This is a genomic window from Paludibaculum fermentans (assembly GCF_051172195.1).
GTDB classification, from domain to species: Bacteria; Acidobacteriota; Terriglobia; order Bryobacterales; family Bryobacteraceae; genus Paludibaculum; species Paludibaculum fermentans_A.
In genome coordinates this window covers 5,894,527-5,916,073 of sequence record NZ_JBPJAQ010000001.1, presented here as the reverse complement: position 1 = coordinate 5,916,073, position 21,547 = coordinate 5,894,527, and the positions used below count along the sequence as shown (strand labels likewise).

The 21,547-nt window shown below is 61.8% G+C and carries 9 protein-coding genes; 1 reads left to right on the top strand and 8 read right to left on the bottom strand.

Going from position 1 to position 21,547, the window contains the following annotated elements; genetic code table 11:
* Window positions 1-197 precede the first annotated feature (197 nt).
* The 5 genes from ACR9Y2_RS23675 to ACR9Y2_RS23655 all read right to left on the bottom strand — a co-directional run bounded on the left by ACR9Y2_RS23675 (window position 198) and on the right by ACR9Y2_RS23655 (window position 14,155).
* A complete protein-coding gene (locus tag ACR9Y2_RS23675) occupies window positions 198-2,960 on the bottom strand; it encodes a hypothetical protein (protein ID WP_435044134.1) in 2,763 nt (920 codons plus the stop codon).
* Window positions 2,961-4,144: 1,184 nt separating this feature from the next.
* On the bottom strand, window positions 4,145-6,364 hold the full coding sequence (locus ACR9Y2_RS23670) for an InlB B-repeat-containing protein (RefSeq protein ID WP_435044133.1): 2,220 nt from the start codon (window positions 6,362-6,364) through the stop codon (window positions 4,145-4,147).
* A 672-nt stretch (window positions 6,365-7,036) separates the two neighbouring features.
* Window positions 7,037-9,787: a hypothetical protein gene (locus ACR9Y2_RS23665; RefSeq protein ID WP_435044132.1), complete on the bottom strand. Its 2,751-nt coding sequence runs from the start codon at window positions 9,785-9,787 to the stop codon at window positions 7,037-7,039.
* An 82-nt stretch (window positions 9,788-9,869) separates the two neighbouring features.
* Window positions 9,870-12,482 carry an InlB B-repeat-containing protein gene (locus tag ACR9Y2_RS23660; RefSeq protein WP_435044131.1) on the bottom strand — a complete coding sequence of 871 codons (2,613 nt, stop codon included), beginning with the start codon at window positions 12,480-12,482 and terminating at the stop codon, window positions 9,870-9,872.
* 1,580 nt (window positions 12,483-14,062) lie between these two features.
* A complete protein-coding gene (locus tag ACR9Y2_RS23655; protein WP_435044896.1) occupies window positions 14,063-14,155 on the bottom strand; it encodes an Imm53 family immunity protein in 93 nt (30 codons plus the stop codon).
* 440 nt (window positions 14,156-14,595) lie between these two features.
* Here ACR9Y2_RS23655 and ACR9Y2_RS23650 point away from each other — a divergent pair, with 440 nt between their 5' ends.
* Window positions 14,596-16,788 (top strand): PEGA domain-containing protein, encoded by a 2,193-nt coding sequence (locus ACR9Y2_RS23650; RefSeq protein ID WP_435044130.1) that lies wholly within the window; start codon window positions 14,596-14,598, stop codon window positions 16,786-16,788.
* 51 nt (window positions 16,789-16,839) lie between these two features.
* Here the strand turns inward: ACR9Y2_RS23650 and ACR9Y2_RS23645 are convergent, their stop codons facing one another.
* The 3 genes from ACR9Y2_RS23645 to ACR9Y2_RS23635 all read right to left on the bottom strand — a co-directional run bounded on the left by ACR9Y2_RS23645 (window position 16,840) and on the right by ACR9Y2_RS23635 (window position 21,540).
* Window positions 16,840-17,817, bottom strand: a complete 978-nt coding sequence (locus tag ACR9Y2_RS23645; protein WP_435044129.1) for a DUF4331 family protein — start codon at window positions 17,815-17,817, stop codon at window positions 16,840-16,842.
* A 212-nt stretch (window positions 17,818-18,029) separates the two neighbouring features.
* The gene (locus ACR9Y2_RS23640) at window positions 18,030-18,623 is read right to left on the bottom strand and encodes a hypothetical protein (RefSeq protein ID WP_435044128.1); all 594 of its coding nucleotides are present in this window, start codon (window positions 18,621-18,623) and stop codon (window positions 18,030-18,032) included.
* A gap of 100 nt (window positions 18,624-18,723) precedes the next feature.
* Window positions 18,724-21,540 (bottom strand): serine hydrolase domain-containing protein, encoded by a 2,817-nt coding sequence (locus ACR9Y2_RS23635; RefSeq protein ID WP_435044127.1) that lies wholly within the window; start codon window positions 21,538-21,540, stop codon window positions 18,724-18,726.
* Window positions 21,541-21,547 lie beyond the last annotated feature (7 nt).

Below are 21,547 nucleotides of genomic sequence, written 5' to 3'. Positions count from 1 at the left end.
TCCGAGCTTGCAACGCAGACCAGGGGCGTGAACTGTCCGTATGCGGGCGCTGCTGCCATAAACAACAGGCAGGCGAGCACGGTCCTTGAGTTAATCCATGAATCCATATTTAGTTTTGAATTGGTCATCATGTTCTCGTAAAGCCGGATCGGAATTGAGCAGGGGTGTCCTTCGACAGGATAGCCCCGGCCGCACTACTAGGGAACCTGGTAGGTCCCCACCTGCTGCCAGCCGGAGTCGCGCATCAGCTCGTCCATCGTGCGCATGTAGAGCTTCTTCGCGCCGGACATGGGCGCCTTCAGCGTCAGCGGCAGTTTCAGATCGGAACTGAAATTAAACCCAGTTCCGGTGGAAGCCGCCGCCGTGTTTACGGAACAGGCAGAACTATCCAACTTGGTTGATGCGGCGCCTGGCGCGACCGGGCCCAGGAAGAAGCCGATGTCTGAGGAGTACATCCAGAGCATGTTCGCGGCGCGATCCAGGTGTACGTAACAGAAAGGCTGACCGCCACCTGTCGGATCCGCCGCGACCAGGAACTGCTGCCATCCGCGTGACGGTCCGCCCTGTTGGCCGTACTCATCCAGGGCGTAATTCGCCTGGAAGTAAGGGGAGGCAGAGCCGCCGCTGGAGGGTGAAACTGACATTGCCGGCGGCGGCATCGCGGCCATGGTCCAGGTACCGTTCTTCACCCAACCGGAGTCCGCGCCGAAGAAGTCCATCGTGCGCAGGTAGATATTGTCCGCGGCCGCGGACTTGAACAGCACCATGAGCCGCAGAGTCAACTGCGCCCCGTTATAGAACGCGGAGGTATTGTAGGTGTCCAAGGCACAGGCAGAGCTCTGCAGGGTATCTGTGGGATCTCGCGGGTAGGCCGGCCCCTGGAAGAAACCGTAGATGTCGGAATAGACCCAGTACGAATTGCCGGGGGCGTCGTAGTGGATCAGGCAGAACGGCTGCCCGCCACCATCGGGCGACTTAGCGACCAGCATCTGGACCCAGCGGAGAGTGCTTGCTCCTTGCGCCGCCTGGAAGAGGGAGATGAAGTACTGCTTTGAGCCCGACCCGGAAGCGGGGCTGACGCTCACCGGCTTTGTGCCGCCGGTAGTGGCTACGAACGAAGCCGTAAAATTCATGGGCTTTGTCACGAACACCCTGAGGAGGGGTGCGGTAGAGGTTCCGTCGCCACTGATATCGACGAAATAGCACGGCCCAACCGGAGTGGCCGTGATATCCAGTCCCTGGCCGGCGTCATAATAGGAATTCGATCCGGCCGGGTTCAGCTTTACGGTGCCGCAACCGGCGGGGGTCACCGTCGCATTCACCTGGTATTGAGTTTTGTAGTTCGCCGTGTAGGTGGCCGTGCCCGGCGGCGCGACGATGGTGCGCACGAACAGGTTGCTGTCGCTCCAGGCAGTGAAGACCTGGCGAGTTCCCGGCCCCGTAACATTCGCATAACTGGCGCTGAGGGTGTGCGTGCTGCCCGGCTGCCAGGAGAATGTCATTGGTGAGGTGTAGGTCTGCCCATCGACGACCACCGGCAAAAAGGGCGGCGAAGTCGTCACCAGATAGGGCGCGCTGGGGCACATCGCGGGAGCCGTCAACAATGGGAGGGTGATGGGTGAATCCGCGAAGCGGGGCAGGTGCGCGGTATCGCTGGCCCCTGTCTCGCTGGAGGTGGGCCCGAGTTGCATCGCGACAGTGGCTGTGGTCAATCCTGCGCCGCTGCCCGAGAATGAGATCCACACAGGGAAATCGAGACTGGCCGACTCGCCGGGGTGGCTCTTGAGGATCTCCCAGACCGCGGTGACGCTGGCTTTATCGACCGGCAGCACGGCGACAGGAATCCCGTCGAGTGTTTCCGTTGCCGCCACCGGCGCGAAAGCCCCTCCGGTGCTGGCCGTGAGGCGCGCTTCGTCCAGGCCGTTTGCATTCGGCGCCGGCACGCCATTTGTGTAGGTCACGGCAACCGTGGAGACATACAGCGTCGCTCCGGGTGGCAACCCGCTGAACGTCGCCTGCAGACGCGTGCCGGAATCGGCCAAACCGGCCTTATTCAGGTTGTTCGTGGCTGGGAAATTCGGGTTATAAAAGCCTGAGGTGGTATTGTAAACACCGCCCGGCACCGCCTGGACGGCAGGGGTGCCAGGCACTCCAGTGACCGGATCGTAGGTCCAATTGGGCTGGAGAAAGGCAGTGCCGAACTGTTCGCTAAACCGCAGGTTTGCCAGGCGCCGCTTGGTCACGGGTGCACAGTCAGTGAATTCGACACCTTTCGGGCTGGTTACCGCCGCGTCACCCGCGGCGTTCTGGAGTGTCGCGAGCATGGAGGACTGTACCGTGCCGAGGGAGACCTGCGTACCGTCGAGGAGCCCGCTCCCGGACATAGCGACCGACGCAACCGCGTACGGCAGATTCGGAGGCGAAGCCACCGGCAGCGTGGATACGTTCAGCCGCACGTTGAAGACGCGAAGCACCAGTAGCGCCCCGGAGTCCCCGGGCGGATTCACAGGAACCCCATAAAAGGCGATTGCATTCTTCGCCAGAAGCCTGCCCTGGAAGACATTGGGCCCTTTGCTCCCGCCGGTCCATCCGCAGAGGCTGGGATCTGTTGTGCAGGGGACCTGGATTTGGGGGGACGGCTCATCAACCGTTAGTAGCGATTCGGTCAACTGTCCGGTGGTTCGTCCCGAATAATCCGCATTGAAGTAAATCAGGATGTCGTTCGTGGGTACCGGTTGTCCGGCAGGGGTAGGAGTACCGCCCCAGCATACGATGATGATTCCCGCGGCGCGGGCGCTGATCTCAGTCTGCCCGAGAGTGCGCGCGAGGTCCGGGATCGCGTCGCACTGCAATGGGTTGCTCTGGCCCGCCGCCGTCGCGGAAAAGGCGAGCATGGCGAATGAGAGCAAGGCCAGCCACCTGGCGCTCGCATGCATTGTTCGGATTCTCGAGGTCTTCATTTGCGCTCCTACATCAGCGTTTCAAGCGAGTTCGATAGCACTGTTGGTTGAAATACCCGCATTCCCCTCGCCAGGAAGGAACATGGGAGAGCGAGCTCTGCGGGCCGCTCTCCCGGTTTCACCAGGTGACCTTGTGAGACCCTACCTGCGGCCAGCCGGAGTCGATGTTTAATGCAGGTAACGACGATGTCGCTGGCAGCGGCCGAGATTTCCGTCGGATGGATCGGGCGCCATTCCCCCGCTGAGGCGGTACACAGCAGTGCGGAAGTTTGAGCCCGGCAGGGCATCCAACTCAGCAGCAGTAGAAAGGAAATGGAGGCGGATCTGAGGGCGAGCGCGGTAAGCGCCGCTGGGTATCGCAATCGTTTAGGCACAATCCCCCCACAGGAATAAGCATGTCCCAGTCGTCCGAGAGAACGGGGATGACCGAAAAACTAATATACTCCCCCGGAGCTAATAAACGCTCGCAAGATCGTCTTACTTTCTGGTTATTAAGGAACTTTTTTGCAGGCGGCGGTGATTGCGATACTCAAGGCGCCGACGCGGGTCGTCAAGAGGGACCGTCGCAGCGTCCCCGCCTCGACGGAAAGCGTCACAGCTCAGTGCCTTAGGGGAGCCGCCTGGGAGACCACGAGGCATCGGAAACCGGGCAACACCGAGCATGGGCTATTGGGGTGTGCGCGGCACGCCTCGCATCGGTGGAGCCGTCCGGACTTACCGGAAAGGTACGTACTTGATCGTCTTGCAGAACTCAGTCCAAATTGACTTGATTGTTACTGGCGGATTCTATGAGGCATCGATTTCCACCTCGCCGCCGAGGTTTTCCTTCAATTAGCTCCTGCTGGGAGTCACTTTCATCCCTTGCTGCCCCGTCTTAGGCCATGCCTGCGGCTGGCCGCCAACACCGTTGGAAGTCAGGCGGGTGGGTGGCGATGAGCCTCCACGGGGCCGACCAGGGGGGCGCCCGCGGACCAGGGGTGCCGCCGTCCCACGTGTTCGGTCCAGCGGAGCTTTCCACCTGTCTGGCGGCCCGCAGGGCCATGGGGGACTCCGTTGAGGACGCACGGGCAATGGGTCGAGATACTGGCTGAGCGGAGCCTTTCGGTGGCTATCCGCTCACCCACGTTCGCGGCTCAATGCGGCTTCCTCTGTTTTGGCGGCCCGTGGGGGCACGCGGGACTCCGTTATGGAATCCGGTACCAACCCATTTCGACAAAGCCCGAGTCGGTCATGAGAGGATCCAAATACCGCGTGTACAGCTTCTTGACCCCCTTCATCGGGGCCTTGAGTTCAATGGGAAGCGACAGGATCTGAGTGTAGAGTGAGTTCGTGTACGTCGCACCCGCGGTGTACAGAGTGCATGCGGAGGTATCCAGCGCAGTGGAGGCCGAGCCCGGCGCAACGGGCCCGATGAAGAACCCAACATCCGAGGAGTACATCCAGAACTGCCCGGCGGCGGTGTCGTAGTGCACGAAACAAAACGGCTGACCGCCCCCGTCGGAATCGGCGGCGATCAGGAACTGCTTCCAGCCAAGCGGCGCGGAATACAATGCGGGCGCCGGCATTGTGGTGAAATTGAGCTCGAAATAGGTGCCGGTTCCCTCGCTGGTAGCAGGGTTGATAAACGTGACAGGCGAGCCCACGGCCTGCTGATCCCAAGTCCCGCGCTGCACCCATCCACTATCCACCCCGGCGTCATCCCTCTCCCGCAGATACACCCGCTTTGCTCCCGGGACCTTGAACAGCAGAAAGGGCTCAAAGGTCAACCAGGCGCCGTCCAGGCTCACGCGCGAGTAGGTTGGCTCCACGGCGCAGGAGGATCCCTGCAGGGCGGCCGAGTTCTGTCCGGGCGCCACCGGACCGGCGAAGAAACCGTAGACGTCGGAGTACAGCCACATCTGCCCGGCTTTCACGTCGTAGTGAACGAAGCAGAAGGGCTGCCCTCCGCCATCCGGCGCAGCCGCGAAGAGAAGCTGGACCCAGGTGAGGCTGCCGGCGCCCTGCGAACCTTCATAAACGGCCTGAAAGCTACGGTACGAGCCCGCCCCGGAAGCAGGGGTGACGCCCACAGTCGAAGAGACGGGACCCGCGCGCACAAATGTCACTGTCACGCTCCGCGGGGTGGAAAGCTTCAGACTGGTTGAATTGAGCGTCTCCGAGATGTCGCCGGAATACCCGGCAAAGCCATATAAGGGATTGGGCGAGGCTGAAATCTCAACTTTGGTTTGCGGGTCGTAGTAGCCGTCGGACGTTGGCGGAGTCAAGGTTACCGTACCGCCCGCGGTGGGCAGTATCTTGAGATCCAAGAGAAACTGCGTCTTGAAACTGGCGACATAGGCCGTCGGCGACGGCGGAACGGCAATGGTGTGTGAGAGAGCGCCGGCATCGTTCCAGCCCAGGAACAATTGGCGTGTCCCATTGCCGGCGGCCACGGCGTTCGCCACGGAAACGGTATGTGTCGTACCGGGCTGCCAGGGGAAGGACTTCGGCGATGTATAGGGCTGGCCATCCACCACGATCGGCAGGAATGCGGGCGAAGTCGTCACCAGGTACTGAGAGGCCGGGCAGGAGTCCAGGATGGTCAACAGCGGCAAAGTCTGGGATTGCGCGGTAAACCGGGGAATCGGCGCCGTTTCACTGTTCGTGGTGATCGTCGACACGGGCGCGAAGCCCATCGTCACATGAGCCGTGCCCACGCCCACGCCATTCCCCGGGAACGAAATCCAAACTGGAATATCGATATTGCCCGGGACTGAACTCCCGTTGCCGCTCAGGATTTCCCAAACCGCCGAGGCGTTCCCCTGCGTGATGGCGAGGGCCGCGACTGGAATGCCATCCAAGGTATCGGTAGCCGCCACAGGGGCGAATGCACCCGCCGCGGACCCAGTCAGGCGTGCCTGCTCCACGCCGTCCGGGTTGGGAACCGGCACACCATTGGTGTACGTCATCGCCACAGTGGAAACGTAGATCGTCGCCCCAGAGGGCAGCCCGGAGAATGTGGCTTGTAACCTGGTTCCTGAATCAGCGAGCCCGGCCTTGTTCAGATTGTTGACCGACGGGAAGTCCGCATTGTAAAACCCCGATTCGGATTGGTAGATCCAGCCGAGCGTCGCCTGGCTCTGCGGTGTGCCTTTCGCGCCGGTCGTGAGGTCGTACTTCCAGTTCGGTGGTTGGAACTCGAAGCCCATCTGTTCAGAGAAACGCAGGTTGGCGAAGCGCTGTTTGGTCACCGTGGTGCAATTGGGGAATTCCGCCCCTGTCGGACTATTCACGTCCGCGTCACCAGCCGCATTCCGCAGCAACACGGAGAGCGGGGCCTCCATGACGTAGCCAGCGGTGGTGGGCTGCCCGTTCAGGATCGTCAGATTGGACGCGGAGATGGTGGCTGATAGTGTCGAGGGCACTTGGGATGTGGGCACCGGGAGTCGCGACGCATCCGCGCGAAGGTTGGTGAATCGAACTCTCCGGGTCTGCCCCGGCCCGGGGGGATCGATGGGTATGCCGTAGAATGCGATCGCGTTCGGGCCGAGGATTTTCGCCTGGAAAACATTGGGGCCCGGGCTGCCGCCCTTCCGGCCGCACAAACCGGGCTCAGTCAAGCAGGGCACCTGGGCCGACGGATCCGGTTCATCGATGAGCAGAAGTGATTCCGTCAGAACCCCGTAGGTTCGCCCTGTGTAGTTTGCAGAGAATGCGATGTGAATATCCGTTACTGGCACCTGCAGTCCCGCCGGCGTAGGAGTTCCCCCCGTACACCTGAGAACCAGGTCATCCACCTGCGCCGATATTTCTCCCGCCCGCAACATAAGATTGTCAGTTCTGGCAGAATCGGCCACACACTGCATTGGGACTTCCGCCAAAACAGGAGCCATTCCCGCAATGCCGAGGATGATCAGAGAGGACCCAAGGATCCGCGGCCAACGGAAGGCCCGATTGGCCCCTCGCTCTCCAGTCAAAGAGACGAGTCCGCCGCGGAGAGTATCCGGCCGCGCATTCAACCAACGCTCGAAGTTCATCCAATACCTCACAAGTCATTTTGCGGAGCGTGGGGGCGCCGCGACGCCCCCCGCCGGGCGCTACGGCACCTGGTAAGTCCCCACCTGCTGCCAGCCAGAGTCGCGCATCAGCTCGTCCATCATGCGCATGTAGAGTTTCTTCGCGCCGGACATGGGCGCCTTCAGCGTCAGCGGCAGCTTCAGATCGGAACTGAAATTGGATCCAGCTCCGGCGGAAGCCGCCGCCGTATTAATGGAACAGGCGGAACTATCCAACATGGTTGATGCGGCGCCTGGCGCGACCGGGCCCAGGAAGAAGCCGATGTCTGAAGAGTACATCCAGAGCATGTTCGCGGCACGATCCAGGTGGACGTAACAGAAAGGCTGACCGCCACCTGTCGGATCCGCCGCAACCAGGAGCTGCTGCCATCCGCGTGGTAGCGACCCCTGTTGACCATATTCGTCCAGGTAGTAGTTCGCCTGGAAATATGGGAAGGCAGAGACTCCATTCGACGGGACGACTGCCATCGTGGGCACAGGCATGGCGGCCATGGTCCAAGTACCGCTCTTCACCCAACCGGAGTCCGTGCCGAAGTAGTCTAACGTCCGCAGGTAGACATTGTCCGCGGCCGCCGTTTTGAACAGCAACCGGAGGCGCAGCGTGAGTTGCGACCCGTTCACAGCAGGAGAGGAGTTAAAGGTGTCCAAGGCACAGGCGGAGCTTTGGAGGGTGTCCGAAGGAGCTTGTGGATTTACCGGTCCCTGGAAGAACCCGTAGATGTCGGAATAGACCCAGAACGAGTTGCCGGGCACATCGTAGTGGACGAGGCAGAAGGGCTGACCGCCGCCATCGGGGGACGCCGCGACCAGCATCTGGGCCCAGCGGAGAGTGTTCGCGCCCTGAGCACCCTGAAAGACAGCGGTGAAGTTCTGCTTTGAGCCGGACCCGGAGGCGGGCGTGACACTGACCGGTTTCGTGCCACCGGTGGCCGCCACGAAGGAAGCGGTGATATTCAGAGGCTTAGTCATGACCAGATTGGTCGTGGGCTGGGCGGTGATGGTTGCGCCGCTGAATCCGGTGAAGTAGCAGGGCCCGCTCGGAGTGGCGGTGACGGCAACCGTCTGGCCCACGTCGAAGAAGGAGGCCGATCCGGCCGGGTTCAACGTCACGCTGCCGCAGCCGGGAGGTATCACGGTGGTATTCAGCAGGTACTGCGTTTTGTAGTTGGCCGTGTAGGTGGCTGAGCCTTGCGGCGCGACGATGGTGCGTACGGACAGATTGCTGTCGCTCCAGGCAGTGAAGACCTCGCGGGTCCCCGTGCCTGTCACATTCGCGGAGGTGGCGCTGAGGGTGTGCGTGCTGCCGGGCTGCCAGGAGAAGGATTTCGGAGAAGTATAGGTCTGCCCGTCGACGATCACGGGCAGGTATGGCGGCGAGGTCGTCACCAGGTACGGCGCGCTGGAGCAGGTGGAGGGCGCCGTCAGCAAGGGGAGAGTGATTGGTGAGTCAGCGAAGCGAGCCACGTGTGCGGTATCGCTTGCCCCTGTCTCGCTGGAGACGGGCCCGAGCTGCATCGCGACGGTAGCCGTACCCAGACCTTCAGAGGAACCCGGGAAAGAGATCCAAACCGGGAAATCGAGGTTGCCCTGATTGCCCGGGTCACTCTTGAGTACTTCCCAGACCGCGGTAGCGCTGCCTTTGTCGATGGGTAGCACGGCAACGGGAATTCCGTCGAGTGTTTCCGTTGCCGCCACGGGAGCAAATGCCCCGCTGGCGTTGGCCGTGAGGCGCGCTTCGTCCAGGCCATTTGCGTTGGGCGCCGGAACGCCATCCGTGTACGTCACCGCGATTGTGGAGATGTAGAGCGTCGCTCCGGGCGGGAGCCGGCTGAACGTCGCCTGCAGGCGTGTGCCGGAATCGGCCAGACCGGCTTTATTCAGGTTATTCGTAGCAGGAAAGTTCGGGTTGTAGAAGGCCGAGGCGGTGTTGTAGATGGTGCCCGTCACCGCCTGGAAGTTCGGGGTGCCAGGCACGCCGGTTACCGGATCGTAGGTCCAATTGGGCTTGAGAAACACAGTACCGAACCGTTCGCTGAATCGCAGGTTTGCGACGCGCTGTTTCGTGACAGGCGTGCAGCTTGTGAACTCGACGCCGTTCGGGCTGGCCACCGTTGCATCACCAGCCGCGTTCCGTAGTTTCACAAGCATGGCATCCTGCACATAGCCGACTACCATTTCGGTCCCGTTGATCAGGGCGATGCCGGTGACGGAGACATTCGCCAGCACCTGTGTCGGAATCATATTGGGAGACACCGGCAACATGGACGCATTTATGCGCAGGTTGACGAGGCGGAGGACCCTCTGCCCGGAGTCCCCGGGCGGATCCAGCGGCACGCCGTAAAAGGCGACGGCATTCGAGGCCAGAACTTTGCCCTGAAAGACATTGGGCCCCTTGCTCCCGCCGGTCCATCCGCAAAGGCTGGGGTCCGTTGTACACGGCACCTGCTGCGGCCAGGAAGGATCGTCGATGAGGAGAAGCGATTCTGTGAACAGCCCTGTCGTCCGACCCGTATAGTCGGCATTGAAATAGACCTGGATGTCGTGGGTGGGCACAGGCTGACCAGCAGGGGTCGGGATTCCGCCCGAGCAACTGATTAGGATCTCTCCGGCAGTGGCGGTGATCTCCGCCTGCCGAATCGGGGGCGTGGTGCCCGAATTCACCACGCATTGCAGCGGCATGTTCTGCCCCACCGCGGTCAAAGCGAGGGCAACCAGAGCGAGCAGGTTCCAGGCGAGCCGCCTGGAGATCGGTATAGGTAGGAAGGGGTTCATTGTCTTTGTTTGTTCATGATTCGGATTCGCCAGGAGACCGGAGAGGGAGAGCGGGCTTGGCGCGTCCGCTCTCCCGGCTTCCTCAGGGAACCTGGTAAGTCCCCACCTGCTGCCATCCCGAATCCCGCAGGAGGGGATCCATGGTGCGCATGTACAGCTGTTTGGCACCCGACATGGGCGCCTTCAGCGTCAGCGGCAGAGTGAGGCTGGAGCTGAAGTCTCCGGCGATGCCTGCCGCGGCGGCCGCGGTGTTTACCGTACACGCGCTGCTGTCCAGTGTGTTGGAGGCCGCGCCGGGTGCGACCGGCCCCAGGAAGAACCCGACGTCAGATGAGTACATCCAGAAGGCGCCTCCGGCCCGGTCGTAGTGTACGAAGCAGAACGGCTGCCCGCCTCCGGTGGAGTCCGCGGCAACGAGAAACTGCTGCCACCCGAGCGGCAGGGAGCCCTGATTGCCGTAGGCATCGGAAGCGAACTTCGCCTGGAAGAGAGGGGAGGCCGAGTTGCCGGATGCCGGAGTTACGGTCATGGTGGGTGCATCCAGGGGCACCTGTGTCCAGACTCCACGTTGGACCGATCCAGTGTCCGCACCGCTGTCATCGTAGGCGCGCAGGTAGACCTTCCTGGCGGCCGACGACTTGAAGACGAGCCGGAAATCGACACTCAACTGGTTGCCCACTCTAGTGGCTGAAGAGTTGGCGGTATCCAGAGCGCAGCTGGAGCCTTGCAGCGTGCCCGAAGGGGCATGGGCAGCTACGGGTCCGTGGAAGAAGCCGTCCACATCCGAATAGACCCAGAAGGCACTCGCGTGCGCGTCGTAGTGGACGAGGCAGAACGGCTGGCCGCCGCCGTTCTCGGCTGCCGCGATGAGCATCTGGACCCATGTCAGTGAGCTCGGGCCCTGAGTACCGGTAAAGGATGCCGTGAAGGTCTGCGTGCTTCCGGTGCCTGCATCCGGGGTTACGGTACCGACGCCGACACCCCCACTCGCACTGACGAAATTGGCCTGGAGATTCATCGGGCTTGTCATGGGCAACGCAAATGAGTTGGAGGTTGTCGTGTAGCTACCCGTGAAGCCGGCGAAGCTATAGCCGGCAGCGGGTGTTGCTGTCACCGTGACGCCTGTGTCCGGAGCGTAAAAACCATCCGCCGAGGCCGGCGAGGCCGCGATGGTGCCGCCTCCCGGCGGGGAGACGCTCAATGTTAGCTGGTATTCCGAATTGAATCCCGCAGTGTAAACCGTGGGGAAATCGGGCGCGGTGATGGTGTGTGTAGCAGTACCGGAATCGCTCCACCAAAGAAACTTGTGACGGACCGTGGAACTGGAGAATTGCGGCGTGGTCACGCTGAGGGTGTGAGTGGACTTGGGCTGCCAGTTGAACGAATGTGGCGCGGTGTAGGGCTGTCCGTCGACGGTAATCGTAAGTCCGGCAGGATTGCTGGTCACTACGTAGCTGTCTCCGGGACACATGTTGCGGATTGTCACCAATTGCATGCCGTTGAAAGCATCCACGAACTGGGGCACCGGAGCCGTTTCGTCCGAGGCCTTCACGGTAGAGACGGGCCCTTGCCGCAGGTTCACAGAGGCCGTCCCGAGCCCAACGGTGTTGGCCGGGTAGGAGATCCACAACGGGAAATCCACATTGTCCAAAGCACCTGGATTGTTCTGGAGGACCTCCCAGACAGCCTGGGCGCTGCCCTGGGTAATCGGGATGGCGGCCGCGGGTATTCCATCCAGAATTTCCGTGGCGGTGACGGGTGCAAAGGCACCGGTGGCAGAACTGATGAGGCGCGCGCGCAATTGGGCCCCGCCGTTGGGCGCAGGCACACCGTTGGTGAAGGTCACCGGGACCGCGGCAACGTAGAGAGTCGCACCCGCCGGCAGGTTGGTGAAGTCGGCCTGGATCCGGCTGCCGAAGTCGGCCAGACCAGCCGTGTTCAGTTTGTTCGTTGCGGGAAAAGCCGGCGAGTAGAATCCGGTTTCGGAATTATAGATGGTGCCGATTGCGTTCTGGGCCTTGGGGGTGGGTGAGGTTTCTGTATCGATGAACGCCGCAGCCGATCGCGGGAGCAGTGCGGTTCCAAAGCTCTTGCTGAACCGCAGCGTCGCAAATCGCTGTTTGGTGGTGGAGACGCAATTGGGCAACTCGACGCCCATCAAGGCGGGCAAAACGGTATCCGCCCTCGAGTTCATGACGGCGCTGTTCAAGGCTTTCTGGACAAAGCCTATCGCCACCTGGGAATTCGCCAGCGGCAGAGAAGCTGCCCCTGCTACCGAGATGAAAGCATAGACCGAGATGGGGATCATCGTGCTGGATATGCCTAGAGAGGAAGCATCGACGCGAATGTTTGTGAACCGGAGAACACGGTTCTGCCCGGAACCGGGCGGATCGAAGGGGATGCCCTGGAACGTGATTGCATTCGATCCCAGCACTTTCGCCTGATAGACGTTCGGGCCGCTGGCCCCGCCAGTCCAACCGCACAGACTGACATCGGTCGTGCAGGGAACGCGGTTTGCCGGCAGGGGTTCGTCAATCAGCAACAGTGATTCGGTCAGAACGCCAGTGGTGCGGCCCGTATAGCTGGTGTTGAAGTAAATCTGGATATCCGCGGTCGGGACAGGGGCGCCGACCGAGGTCGGGAAACCACCGGAACACGTGACCACGATCTCGCCCGCAAGGGCCGTGATCTCCATCGCTCGCATCACAGGCGTAGTCGCTGTCGACCCGAAGCACTGGAGTGGAGATGACTGCGCAAATGCGGTTATCCCCAGGAGGAACAGCAGGCAGACCAGCCCGCGACTCCCCGCGCTGACTAACTTGAAAGATCTTATATTCATGAATTGCCTTTGCTGGGACTGAAAGAACTCCGCACGTTACGGAACCTGATAAGTGGCCACCTGATTCCGGCCGGAGTCGATGTCGAATGGGTCCAAAGCTAACAATGGTCCCCCTGCCGGCTCCGCGGTGCGCTGCGTAGGGTCAGCATTAGAATCTAGCTGGAGTTCCGCTGTGGGGATGGGTGCGACCACGGAGACCGGAGTTCCTCCCGAGCAAGAAATGAAGATGCAGCTGGCAGCGGACGACATTGCCGTCGCATGCATCGGGTGCGATTCCGGCGCTAAGCCGGTGCGGAGCGATGAGGCAGTGTGAGCCCGGCAGGGAATCCCACTCCAGAGCAATTGAGACAGAATCAAAACGGATCTGAGGGCGAGCGCGGATAGCGCCGCTGGGTATCGAAACCGTTTAGACACAATCCCCCACAGGAAAAAGCATGTCCCCCTCGCCGGAGAGACCAGGGATGTCCGAAGAACTAATATACTCCCATAGGATGAATGCCTGCTCGTTCGATGGGCCTATTTTCGGAATATTAATGAATTTTACTGCATATGGCGGGGCTGCACTTCCCGCATACGCCTTAGGCAGGCTGAGCCCAAGAGAGGCTCGCCACCGCCTGCGCATCGGTGGAACATGCTGCGGATCAGTGGCTTAGGCAGAATGACCTGGAGTACCGGCAGGCTTCGGAAAGCGGGCCTTGGCGGGCGTGACAATTGGGCGGAGTGGGGGCATGTCTGGCAGTGGTGAAACGGCCGGGACTTCATGGATAGTTTCGTACATATTTAAATTCGGTAATCGGTAATGAGTGGAGGGGCATTTCAGAAGGAGAGACCTACGGTGAGATTCAGGGATGGCCCGCCACCCTGCACGCTGGACTTAGCGCGTATCGAAGCGATTCAGACACTCTCCCCACATATCAATGCGCTTTATTGCATGCGGCGGTGATTGTCGCCGCGGTTCGTCCTTTCTGGTCGTTGGGAAGGTCTTTCCATCGACGCGGCGTCGTTTCAAACCACGACAAGGGAGCAATTTGGAACGCGTCGTGGACCAAGATTATGGGGGTGGTGAAGCAAATTCGAACAGGCCGTCATCCAGTCAATCCTCCCACCGGGAGTGCGAGGCTGCGGCGCGGATGATCTGCGTCCTATCGGGGGACGAGCCAAGCCGCAGCCCAAGACCGTACGGGGACTTCAGCGGGCGACGGAGTGGGCCGGCTCCCACTGAAGTTTGGCCTGTTCCGGGTAGATTGGTTCGTACTCCAGCGAGGTGATGAGTTCTTCCACCGATTGCGGCCGCTACAACGATTGGTGTTTCGCTTGTGTTTGAGCCCACGTCCGACAATAGTCGATAATCCAATCCAGTTTGAATGAATCTCCGTGCGTCGTGAATTTACCAGCCCCAATCTTACAGAAAACCCAGTCTGTCTCGCTTGGATCACTCATGTAGGATTCATCTCCAGACCTGCAAGATTAGTGACAATCAGATCAATAACGACAGACCAGCCTGAGTTATCCAGTGTGCTGATACGGATGGCCGGTTGATGGCCGGCGACGGGGGTTTGCGCCGTCCCATGTTGAGCTTGGAATCATCAGGCAACGTTATGAGTCCCTGAGGCGGGCGTGGCGGTGGTCAGCGTCAGTCGGCCCCACTCCAGGAATCTGCCCTCCGCGGTTGCCGGCTGCCGGCTTTGCCAGGCGGCGTAGTCCGTGGTTTCGTGCCTCTAAATCTAGTTCACTAATTTGAGGTCTGTATATCTTTATACTATGCCAACGACGCTCGATCGTTTGTTATGATGGCGCACTGGTCGCCACTATGTCTAATATAATCCGGCCTTTCCTTATCTTCACTTTCGCGTTAATTTTTCCTGCCAGTGCGCAGATGGACATTCCCGAGGGTACAAGAGTACAAGTGAGACTGGAGGAACGCCTGTCCTCGGAAACTGCCAATCAAGGGCAGAAGATTCGATTCACCGTGACGGAAAAAGTCGAGGTGAATGGCAAGACCGTGATTGATCAAGGCGCTCCCGTGACCGGCACCATTACGGTCGTGGAACCGCGGCATCGGATGGGCAAGGACGGCAAACTCGAGTTTTCAGTAGATCGCGTGGCTAGCGTGGACGGACAGCCCGTCGAGCTGCGTTCCGAGAAGCAGGGAAAGAAGAATGAAAAGGGCATAACGGGCAAAACAGTTTCCGCTATTACCTCCGCACCGCTGATGTCAAGAAAGGGGAAGGAGCGCGCGTTCGAAAAGGGATTGATCCTGGAGGTCTATACGAACTCCGCGACCGTCGCGAAGAGCCAAGGCGCCGCTCCGATGGTGGCGAATGGCGCAGCCAGACCGGGCACCATCGCGGTACCGATCACCTCAGAACCTCCTGGCGCGGAGATCGAGGTGGACGGGATGTTTGTGGGCAGCACACCGTCGACCGTCAAGATGGCTCCAGGTGAACGCGTGGTGACCGTGAAGAAGGGCGGGCTCGTCTGGTCGCGAAAGCTCAGTCTGCAGGACGGCGTAAACATCACCCTCCACGCGCTCCTGGAGGAACCTCGCGCTGGCGCGGAACCGAAGGCCACGCCGGTGTCCGATGCAACTGCCGTTCGCCGCGAAGCGGCACCGGAGCCCGCCCCGACGACGCCGGTTGTGTCCAAAGAACTGCCATCTGACCGCGCATCGCAGCATTCGGTGTTCGTGCAGTCCAAGCCTTGGCGTATCACCACACTGGACCGTGAGCGCAATTCGATTAGCGGAGCGGTGGAACTGGATGACAAACCGGAGCGCATCCTGACGGATGGACATTATGTGTACCTCACCCACCTCAAGGGAAAGAACACTTTCAGGCTCCTCATTATCGATGCCCGGCGCAGCGTCAAGGTGAAGGAAATCCTCCTGGGGTCCATCAGTTGGGGCATCTACTCGATGGCGCTTGAACCCAAACGCCTGGTTGTTTGGACGGAAAAGCGCGAGTGGAAGATCGACAGGACGACGCACGAATTCACAACAGGCGATCCCACGCGCAACAGGGTGGAAAAGATCCTGAAGGGCGACCGGGCGCTGAGCTTCTCGAAGGAGACGGAATCGAAGGGAATGCTCGGACTCGGCACGGCTATCCTGCCGCAGAGCATGTGGATCGAGGATCTGAACAGCGCCGAGACGGCCAAAACTATCGACGTGGGCGGCCACGTGATGGCCTGGAAGACATCGCAGGACGAAAAGCTGCTCTACCTTTTGGTGCGTTCCGTGAAGCCGAAGGCGAAGGAGTTGCTGCCCAAGGGAGATCTCAAAGTATTCGATGTGGCCTCGGCGCAATTACTGCGCACAACTCCGGTTCCCGACAACGCCGAGGATCTCTTCCGGTTTGCGGAGGATGGCCCGCTGTGGCTGCAAACGTCGGGCCTCATCCAGAAGATTGGAGACGAGGGCACGCTGGCCAGTGTCAGGATTCCCTTCCCGGCTGGCACCAGATTAAACATGGTCGCTCCAGTGAAGATCGATGAACGGCGGTACGCAGTGACGGTGGGAGGGCAGCACAAACTCGCCGTTCTGCAGATAGAGGGAGGACAGATCGAGAAGACCATTCCTGTCGGAAGAGAATCGGTGCGCCGGTCCAAGGCGACCAAGAGAACCCTGGCAGCCATCGCGATCACGGTGGGCACAGCCGCGGCCGCTGGTGGAGCGGCTGCGGGGGGCGTGCCGTCGGCACCGTATCTCATCATGTTTCCCGGAGGCGGCTCCGGCTACATTGACGCTGTGCTGGGGCCGGACAAGGAGAAGCTCTATGTGCTGGATGCGGAGAGCGAAGACGTGACGGTTCTGTCGGTGCGCGACTGGTCTGTCTCCGCCACAGTCCCGGTGGGGAAGGATCCCCAAGGACTCTGGGCGCCGGAAGGCGGGCACTTCATCTATTGCTTCAACATGAAGAACCTCTTCGTGGTCAACATGGACTCCAATGAGGCAGCTGAGAAGATGGCGCTCGACAAGGACGAGCGCGTTTCGGTCGATGAGAAGCGGAAGGAACTGCTGATCATGAAGCAGGACGGGCTGGATGTTCTGGACGCCCTAACCTCCCAGCGAAAGCTCATGGTGGCGGATCTCGCCAACGCCCGCATGCGCCTGACGCCGAGCGACTCGGCATGGTCCGCCTACGGGTTCGGGTCGCAGTTCTAAACGAATCGCGAAGGCGCTATTCGTTGTGCGCGCGCCAAGCGGGCAGATTGGTTACGTCAACTCGTGGGGCGGGCCGAGGTAAGGGAAATCGGGGAGAAGATCGCGATGCGGCTCGACGCCGTCGCGGGTCAACCTTCCGTTGGTGAGCAGGGCGATGAAGCCGTCCATTACGTCATCCGTGAGGGTGCGGCCATTGAGGGGGTAAGACGCCGGCCGGCTGGGATCATAGAAGAGGATATCCGGGAGCAAAGACTCGGCCACTCGTTTGGCTTCCTGGGGTGAATAGCCGCCCGTATGCTCCAGCGAATGCGCGAAGGTGGCGACAAAGCGGGCGTCCCCGGCCGGTTGTGCGGCGAGGTAGGCGGCCTTTTGCTCGCCGGTCAGGAATACAGATTGAGAAGGCCGTGCGCCGCGGTCCGCCTGAATCCACGTCCCGCTTCGGCCATCGAGGGTGCGCTGCCATAGACCAACAGGTGTGGCACCGAGGGCGTCGGCGGGCAATTCCAGCACGATGCTGCACACGTCTTTTCCGGCAAAGAAGTCGCGGCCGGTGAACTGGAAATTGTTTAGGGCGCCTTCGGTGTCGAAGAAGAAGGGATCGCTTCGCCACCCCGCGAAGAAGCGATAGCCGGCGGCTTCGGACACGAGCGCTTCCCGGCCGGTGGAGACCCGCGCCGAAGCGAAGATCGTTTGCCCGCCGGGGCCATCGCCGGCCGCGGCTTCGCCTTGGGCACGGCGCACTGTGGCGACCTGGCTGCCGCCGTCAGTGGACGAGAAGCAGATGCGGTAGGCAATATCGGCGACTGCATCGCCGTTTGTATCCACTTTCAGTTCATACACGGCCTGTGTCGAGAAAGGCTCGCGGGTGGTGGGGCCGGGCGGGTGGACGCTGGCTGAGGGATGGACGTTCATGATGACAATCGAATTGCCGGCGCCGCCGGGTTTCGGGAAGGCGTACAGGTCGGTGAGATCGAGGCGCGCATCGCCGTGGGGAAAGCCGTAGTCAGGGCCAGAGTAATGGTGGGACACGGAGGATCCTCCTGCAGTGTTTGACAACCTAACTCAAGGCAAACGAGGGGCCGCCCTTCCAGTCCCCGCAACTGCCGTGTTTAGAAGCGGCCCTCGCTCAACGAGGGGCAAGCGGGCCGAGGCGTGTCGGCAACTGGTGGTGGCCGAGCGACAGGCGACAGCAAAGGATAGACGCGAGCGAGGGGCGCGGTCGTTGCCGGAGGCCCGATTTCCTACCAGGAGGAACGTGGGTTCTGTTGGGTGGGCTGACGAAGCCGGGCAGCCGTATCTTCGATGGGCAGGCGGGTGATGACGCCCAGGGCTGGATCCGTCTGCCCGTCTGTTGGCGCGTAGCGGCCGTCCGGCTCACGAACCAGAAACAGCAGGTAAGAGCCTGATCTCCTGGAGTCCTGTGGGTCGAAGAGGACCAGCAGGGGTCCTCTCGCGACAGGCTGAGCCTGCGGCCAGCGGGCGTGATGGAGGGTGAATTTCTGGATGCTCCGATCGCCTTTGAGAACCACGGAGACTACGAACTGCGTCTCGACTGCCCTGCATTTCACCTGGGTGACCTGCCCTTGCGCATCGATTGTGGAGAAACCGGGCAGATGGATTTCCTGCGCGGTATCGGTGGTCCGGCCTGAGGCGGTGGCGATGGCCACCAGGTCTGACTTGTCGAGCAGCTCCTGGTAGGAGACGATGCGAACGGCCCGGGCTTCCGCCGCGGGGACCGTGAACCAAACTGCTGCCGCGAGGATGACGGCAGCAGGCAGCGTGAGAATGGAATACCGGCGGCGCCGGCAGGAGGGTGGAATCGCGGGTCTGCTCATCCTAGTTACTCATCCTAGCTCCGCCAGCTCTCCTTGTTTCACTCCGCGCGTCGAGTTGTAGATCGCATTGTGAGGGCGGACTTCGAGGTTGTACAGAAGATTAGGGCGTGCCCGGGCGTTCCGGCCCAGGCTGGGGCGACTGGTTGGGCCAGGCACCGTCGCGGTTCAGGCCCAGAACCTGGACAGCCGGGGACGCCAGCTCTTCAAACCGGACCTCGGCGCCCTCCTCACCGGCGTGGGCGGCCGTGCGCCAGCGGAGAACGGCCCAGATGATGGCAAGCCCGAGGAGCGCCGGGACGAAGAGCTTCGGATCGGCGAGCGCCTGGCGCTCATACATCACGCTGAGCAGGATGGACCAGAGGAGAGCGATGCCGCCGAGGATTGCCAGATGGACTTGGGACTTGCCCGGCAGATAGGAGCAGGTGAACGGGATCTTGTGGAACCCGTGCAAGCAGAGCTCAGCCAGGATGAACGCCACGGCGGCGAGGATCGCCAGGTGACCGGCGGCGGCGCGCCACGGCCAGAGACAGAAGCAACACACGGCCGAGAGCAGCCATAGGGGAAACGCCGGGAACAGGAGGAGGGAGCGGCGGGCGGCGGACAGGCACTCCGGCACGCGCCGAGCGCCGGTGACCTGGAAGATCCAGTTTCCACGCAAGTCGAGGGGGATGGAGAAGGCGACGCGGGTGCCGAGCATGGCGAAGCCGAGCAGGGTGATGGTGGCGGCGAGCAACGGCTCGTTGACCTGGCTCCACGGGTCGGCGGCGGGTGCGTCAGCAAGTTGGTTCTGAGGTGCGCCGTTGTTGACCATGGCAATCACCAACGCGAAGCCGACTCCCAGGTAGAAGGCAAGGATGACGCGATGGAGCCGGCTGCGCTGCAGGGTCCTTGCACTAAATTGCACGAGGGCGGCCTTGACGGAGTTCCCGAAGCGCGGTACCCAGAGGCCGCCACGGCTGGCGCCCACAATGTCTGGCTCCTCGACGATTTGGCGGAGGGTGCGGAAGTAAGAGAGCGCATAGGCGAGGACGGTGGCGGAGACGCCGACGGCCAGGCCGAGCCAAGCGCGGTGCGCCAGGACAGCGAGCGCAGACGTTCCGTTCCACTGCTGAAACAGGCCCAAGAACCAATAGGACGGTGACCAGGCGAGGAGTCCGCGGCCGGTGGCGTGGAGAGGGTCGGGCGGAACCATGGGCTGCAGACAGTAGACGCAGACGATGACGCAGAAGGCCGCCATCTGGAGCCAGGAGGAGGCCCGCAGGAACAGCCGGCGTGGCAGCAGTTGTGCGGCGAAGCCCTGCAGGGACAGCATGCAGCAGTACACGAAGAGACCGGCGAGGAACATGATGGCCCAGTAGACGGCGAACATGCGCAGGACAGCGGAAAGGCCGCCGCCCTGGGGTACGGTGACCAAGGCGAGCGAGACCGCCGGTTCACCCGCGAGCCGCTGCCGGACGTGCAGGGGTAGTAAGGCCCCGAGGAAGGATGCCGCCTGATTCACGAGGACAATTCCCGCGTAGTCGCCCTTGGGATTGAAGAAGGCGTAGCTGGCATAGCCGGAGATGGCTCCGCTGTGTCCGTAGGTTCCGGCTTTCTCGTCGTAGAACCAGCCAAGAGCGATGCGCGCTCCACGGCTGGAGGGTGCGCGCGGCATCTGGGACAGGCGGAGCGCGGGCGAAGCGGCATGCAGCTGCGCCTCCAGGTAGGTGAGCATGTCGCTGGCTGTGGAGTTGATGGCGCCGGCTGGGGCGAAGGAGTCCATTTCCCACGGCGGCAGGGGTTTCCGCCTGTCGTCATAGGCCTGGATGAGGCGCTGCCGCCGTTCGGGCGACAGGGAGACGAAGGTGTCGTCCATGTGGAGCGGGCCCGTGATGCGTTGAGCCAGCAGGTCCGGATAAGAGGATCCGGCGCGCACGGCGAGCGCCTCCCCTAGGAGAGAGTAGCCCCAGTTGCTGTAGGCGAACGGCGGGGCGGCTTCGCGACCGACGCCATGCCTGGCGATGGAGGCGCGGAGGTCGACAGCGTGATAACCGGCAAATCCGGCGGCCACGGTGGGAAAGCGGCGTGAGTTGAAGTCAGGCGGCATCGGCGCCAGACCGGAGTGGTGGGTGGCCAGATCGAGGAGGGTGATTTCGCGGCCAGCGGGGGGGGGCACCGTCCCGGAGGGGAGAAAGGCTCGTAGGGGTTCGTCGAGGCGCACCTGGCCTTCGAGGATCATCTGCGCCAGCAGGAGGCCCGTGAACGTTTTGGTGATGGACCCGACCTGGTAGATGGAATCGGGCTGCGCGTCGCCGTAGGCGAGGATCCGGCGCTGACCGTGCTTCAGCACACCGACGACGATGCCCATGCCATGCGGAAGTTGACCCGGGAGATCCTGCTGCAACAGCGGTCCTATCCCGGCTGCATCGGCCGGCGGCCTGGCGGGACTATAGCCAAAGGCAGGCATGATCACCCGTTCGGCGGAGCGGGCGCTGAGAGCGAGCGGGCCTACCAGGCCGGCGGCGGAATGCAGCAGCAGGACGGTGAGACCCAGCGCCGTCCCGGCCGCGGCGACCTTGGCGAGGAACAGCGTGCGGGCTCGAACCGGCAAGGGGGCCAGCACCAGCACGTCGCGGCTATCGGGAAACGTGGAATCCCAACTAAGCACCGCGAACAGACCCACGACCAGCATGGTGGTGGCGATGAGAAAGTGTTCGACGCTCCAAGCGCTAAAGACCCGCATTTCGGGCGGCATGCGGCTGGAGGCGACAGCGAGTGTAGGCCCCGAGAGAAAGAAGATGCTGAGGAAGATCAACAGAGCCGCGAACTGGCCCAGCAGTTTGTTCGAATCGCCGAGAGCATCGGCGGAGAGGATTTCCAGATCGACCATGCGGAAGAGGAACTGGCGATAGAGCACGCGGAACTGGAGTTTCTCCATAAAGCAC

Coding starts and splice junctions, on each gene's coding strand:
- ACR9Y2_RS23660 (WP_435044131.1), bottom strand. CDS start 12,482: ATGGAGATCACGGCCCTTGCGGGCGAGATCGTGGTCACGTGTTCCGGT.
- ACR9Y2_RS23675 (WP_435044134.1), bottom strand. CDS start 2,960: ATGAAGACCTCGAGAATCCGAACAATGCATGCGAGCGCCAGGTGGCTG.
- ACR9Y2_RS23635 (WP_435044127.1), bottom strand. CDS start 21,540: ATGGAGAAACTCCAGTTCCGCGTGCTCTATCGCCAGTTCCTCTTCCGC.
- ACR9Y2_RS23665 (WP_435044132.1), bottom strand. CDS start 9,787: ATGAACCCCTTCCTACCTATACCGATCTCCAGGCGGCTCGCCTGGAAC.
- ACR9Y2_RS23640 (WP_435044128.1), bottom strand. CDS start 18,623: ATGAGCAGACCCGCGATTCCACCCTCCTGCCGGCGCCGCCGGTATTCC.